Source organism: Burkholderia sp. Cy-637, assembly GCF_011753175.1.
Taxonomy (GTDB): domain Bacteria; phylum Pseudomonadota; class Gammaproteobacteria; order Burkholderiales; family Burkholderiaceae; genus Burkholderia; species Burkholderia gladioli.
Genome location: NZ_VWWC01000406.1, coordinates 1 through 823 on the forward strand (window position 1 = coordinate 1; position 823 = coordinate 823).

General features: G+C 74.8%; 1 protein-coding gene and 1 pseudogene. One reads left to right on the top strand and one right to left on the bottom strand.

Features of this window, described 5'->3' with window-relative positions; all coding sequences use genetic code 11:
* A partial coding sequence (locus tag F3J10_RS35875) for an amidase family protein (RefSeq protein ID WP_240155814.1) occupies positions 1 to 339 on the bottom strand: 339 nt, incomplete at its 3' end.
* Between the two features lie 234 nt (positions 340 to 573).
* On the opposite strand from F3J10_RS35875, the pseudogene F3J10_RS35880 reads away from it, so the two are divergent.
* Positions 574 to 823, top strand: a pseudogene (locus F3J10_RS35880) (gamma-glutamyl-gamma-aminobutyrate hydrolase); the annotation flags it as partial.

Sequence of the window (823 nt, forward strand, 5' to 3'; positions counted from 1 at the left end):
GTGAAGGACCTGTTTGACATCGCCGGCGGGCGCCGCGTCGTCGAGCGCGCGCGAGCCGGCCCGCGTGCGCTGGCCGGCGATGTCGAACAGGTCCTTCACCGATACCGGGATGCCGGCCAGCGGCGAGAGCACGGTACCGGCCGCGCGCAGGCGGTCGTGCGCGTCGGCGGCGGTGCGCGCGGCCTCGGCGTCGACGCCCGTGAAGGCGATCGAACCTTGCCCATCGGGCGCGGCGATGCGCGCGAGCGCGGTATCGACCAGCGCGCGGCTGGTGGTGCGGCCGGCGGCGAGATCGGCGGCCAGGGTGGCAAGCGGGGGGAACGGAGCGAAGGTCGTCATGGCGGGTTCGGCTTCGGAGCGGGATTCGGATCGAGCGGCGAGGGCGGCGCACCATGCGCCGCCGGCAAAGCCAGGCGACGCCGGGCCGGCCGGCGGGCGAGGTGCAGGCAGACGATGGTAGGGGCATCGCCGGCGGGCGTCCAGCGCGGGTGGGCCGATTTGCCGCTGATGCGGGTCTGAAGGATAATGGGCCTTCGTCGAACCCACGCGTGACAGACGCGCCAGACCCTCGTCATGAGCGAAAACACGCCTTCCGCACCGCCGTCCGGAGTTCGCCCGGACCTCACCCCGGCTGCCGATGCGGCCGATCCGAATCCCGCCGCAGCACCGTCTCCCGAACCGCCGAAACCTTCGCCGGCGGCGTTTGCCGCGCAGGTGCCGGCCGCCCAGGACGTGGCCGTCGAGCCGGCGATCGCGCCGCCCGATCCGGCCGCGGCCGCTGCTGCCACGGCTGCTGCGGCGGCCGGGATACCGCCGGCGCCCG